Annotated in this window: 2 protein-coding genes and 1 pseudogene; all 3 read right to left on the minus strand. The window is 67.0% G+C overall.

The features are described 5' to 3' along the window. Positions 1-502: 502 nt before the first annotated feature. Positions 503-1,765, minus strand: coding sequence for a tyrosine--tRNA ligase (gene tyrS, locus ACHFFZ_RS03355; RefSeq protein ID WP_394275250.1), 1,263 nt, complete (start codon positions 1,763-1,765; stop codon positions 503-505). 42 nt (positions 1,766-1,807) lie between these two features. Beyond that, on the minus strand, positions 1,808-3,223 hold the full coding sequence (gene argH / locus ACHFFZ_RS03360; protein ID WP_394275251.1) for an argininosuccinate lyase: 1,416 nt from the start codon (positions 3,221-3,223) through the stop codon (positions 1,808-1,810). Positions 3,224-3,365: 142 nt separating this feature from the next. Beyond that, positions 3,366-3,533: pseudogene (locus ACHFFZ_RS03365) on the minus strand (arginine repressor); the annotation flags it as partial.

Below are 3,533 nucleotides of genomic sequence, written 5' to 3' on the forward strand. Positions count from 1 at the left end.
TCAACCCCACCCCAAAAGGCAGGACATCAATGGCCACGGGTAAAACATTTGGCATTGACTTTAGACACGCTGTTGAGTTCTCAAGAATCGGGTGCGACCCGCACATCCATCCCGAAGGACATCCGCTTGGGGCAACTCGACAAAACTTACTGCAACCAACTCCCCGATGTCAAACCGGCTTGTCAGCTGTACTTCCTGGAGGCTTCTCACGGCCCCCGTCGCCAGGCGACTCGGAGTACACTACGTGGCGTGTCGGCTTGCGTCAAGCGAGCTTTCCCACCACCACCCAAATACACTTCTCCCCTTGGTCACGGGCCACTGGCCTGTGAGGGGCGACATTGTCTGGGTGTCCTCTCGGCCGGCTCCCCGAACTGTTGTCCGTAGCGCCACTCACCGAGGAGGCTTGGAAGACATTAGTCGGTTGCTCCCGTGCGCGCAAATCGGGGTGCGGCGCACCCGCGCCACACCCCGATCACACCTTGTCAACGCAGCCTACAGATCCTCAGGCCGTGAACTCCAGGGCCCCGAGGGTCTTCTTGCCGCGGCGCAGGAGTGCGAAGCGGCCGTCGAGCAGGTGGTCCGCGGTCAGTCGCTGCTCGGGATCGGTGACCTTCTGGTTGTTCAGGTAGGCGCCACCCTCGGCGACGGCCCGTCGGGCGGCACCCTTCGAGGCCACGACCTTGGCGTCGGTCAGCGCATCGACGATGGTGGGAAGCTCCGTCCCGGACACCTGCGACAGGCCCACCTCGTTCATCACTGCCTGGAGCGTCTGGCTGGGAAGGGCGGACAGGTCGCCCCGGCCGAACAGTGCCTGGGCGGCATCCACCGCCGCCTCCCGCTCGGCCACCGAGTGCACCAGGTCGGTGATGTCGTCCGCCAGTGCCTTCTGGGCAGCGCGGCGGTGCGGCTCGGTCTGGGTGAGATGGTCGAGCTGGTCGATCTCGTCGCGGTCCCGGTCGCTGAAGACCTTGAGGTAGTCGATGACCTTCGCATCCTCTGCATTCAGGAAGAACTGGTGGAAGGCATAGGGCGAGGTCATGGTCGAGTCGAGCCAGACCGTGCCGGACTCGGTCTTGCCGAACTTGGACCCGTCGGCCTTGGTCAGCAAGGGGGTGCACAGGCCGTGAACCTTGCCACCCTCGCTGCGACGGATCAGCTCGACACCCGAGGAGATGTTGCCCCACTGGTCCGAAGCACCGGTCTGCAGGGTGCAACCCTTGGTCCGGTAGAGCTCGCGGTAGTCCAGCGACTGCAACAGGATGTAGCTGAACTCGGTGTAGCTGATGCCCGATTCAAGACGACTGGCCACCACGTCCCGAGCCAGCATCCGGTTCACCGAGAAGTACTTGCCCACGTCGCGCAGGAAGTCCAACGTACCGAGGTCCTTGGTCCAGTCGTAGTTGTTGACCACCTCGGCGCCATTGCTGCCATCGAAGTCGACGAAGCGGCTCACCTGCGAGCGGATCCGCTCCACCCACTGCTCGACGATCTCCTTCGGGTTGAGGTTGCGCTCGCTGCTCATCCGCGGATCACCGATCAGACCGGTCGCGCCGCCCACCAGGAGCAGCGGCTTGTGGCCGGCTGCCTGGAGACGCCGCCAGACCATCAACTGGACCAGGTTTCCGAAATGGATGCTGGGGGCGGAAGGGTCGAAGCCCACATAACCGGTGACCGGCCCCTCGTCGAGATGGGCCGCCAGGGCAGCCTCGTCGGTCGACTGGTAGACCAGCCCTCGCCACTTCAATTCATCCAGTACGGCATTCACGCGACCCACCCTAGTCGACTCCCCCTGCCCGGCACCGGCACGTCACCGAGCGCGGACCGGGTCCCAGTCGGCCAGCCCGTCCAGGAGCTCGGCCAGACACTGTTCGCACTCGTCCAGCTGGTCACGCACGGCCGAGGTCGCGGTCCCTCCACGGCCATTGCGCGCGTCGATCGATCCCTCGACGGTGAGCACCTCCAGCACCTCGGGGGTGAGGTTCTCGTCGATGCCGGGCAGCTCGTCGGCAGTGAGCTCGTAGAGCTCCTTGCCCTTGCTCTCGCAGTACTGCACCGCCTTGCCCGAGATGTCGTGGGCCAGGGCGAAAGGCACCCGCTGGCGCACCAGCCAGTCGGCCACGTCGGTGGCCAGGCTGAAGCCCTCGGGCGCGCGCTGGGCCATCCGATGGGTCTGGAAGTCCAGGGTCGCAATGGTGCCGGCCATGGCCGGCAGCAACATGTGCAGCTGGTCCAGGGCGTCGAAGACCGGCTCCTTGTCCTCCTGCAGGTCACGGTTGTAGGCCAGGGGCAGCCCCTTGAGCGTGCTCATCAGACCGGCCAGGTCGCCGATCAGACGACCGGCCTTGCCACGGGCCAGCTCGGCGACGTCGGGATTCTTCTTCTGGGGCATGATCGACGAGCCCGTCGACCAGGCGTCGTGCAGCTTGGCGAAACCGAACTCCACGGTCGACCACAGGATGATCTCCTCGCTGATCCGCGAGAGGTCCACCGCGATCTGGGCCAGCACGAAACAGGCCTCCGCCACCAGGTCGCGGGCGGCCGTACCGTCGATGGAATTCGGCACCGAGCCGTCGAAACCGAGGTCGCGGGCCACCGCCTGGGGGTCGAGACCCAGGGAGGTGCCGGCCAGCGCGGCCGAGCCATAGGGCGAGACCGCCAGGCGACGGTCCAGGTCGGCGATGCGGTCCACGTCGCGCAGCAGCGGCCAGGCGTGTGCCAGCAGGTGGTGGGACAGCAACAGCGGCTGCGCCGACTGCAGGTGCGTGCGACCGGGCATGGGCGCACCCAGGTGCGTCGTTGCCTGGCCGTGCAGCGCGCGAACCACCTCGGCCACCTCAGAGGCGATCACGCGCAGCTCCTCGCGCAGGTAGCTGCGCACCAGTGTTGCGATCTGGTCATTGCGGGAACGACCGGCCCGCAGGCGGCCGCCCAGCTCACGGCCGACGACCTCGACCAGCCCGCGCTCCAGTGCGCCGTGGACGTCCTCGTCGCCGGCGGCCGGGACGAACTCGTCCTCCACCACGCGACGGTCCAGCTCCCCGAGCCCGGCCACCAGCTCGCGGTGCTCGTCATCGGTCAGCAGCCCCGCGCGGTGCAGCGCGTGGGCGTGGGCCACGGAACCGGCCAGGTCATGCCGGGCCAGACGCCAGTCGAAGTGCGTCGACTTGCTCAGGGCAAACATGGCATCCGCGGGGCCGCCGGCGAAGCGTCCTCCCCAGAGCATTCCCTCGGCATGGCCCTGCTCGGACTTGTTCACGTCAAAAACTCCTCATTGGTCGTCGGCCCGGCGTCCCCACCGGGTCCAGTCTTGCGGTCCTCGAGTCGAAGGGCCAGCTGCGGGCCCAGCCGTGGAAGGACGATCGGGCTCAGGCCTCGTCGGCGGCCTGGCTCCCGCCCATCTCCATGAAGCGCGCTGCCAGGGCTCCCCCACCGTCGACCTCGCGGGCGATCAACAGGACGGTGTCATCCCCGGCGATGGTCCCCATGATCTCGTGCCAGTTGGTGCGGTCGATGGCCGAGGCGAAGTACTGCGC

Origin of the sequence: Luteococcus sp., from assembly GCF_043424415.1 — a bacterium.
GTDB lineage: Bacteria > Actinomycetota > Actinomycetes > Propionibacteriales > Propionibacteriaceae > Luteococcus.

Coding starts and splice junctions, on each gene's coding strand:
- argH (WP_394275251.1), bottom strand. CDS start 3,223: ATGCTCTGGGGAGGACGCTTCGCCGGCGGCCCCGCGGATGCCATGTTT.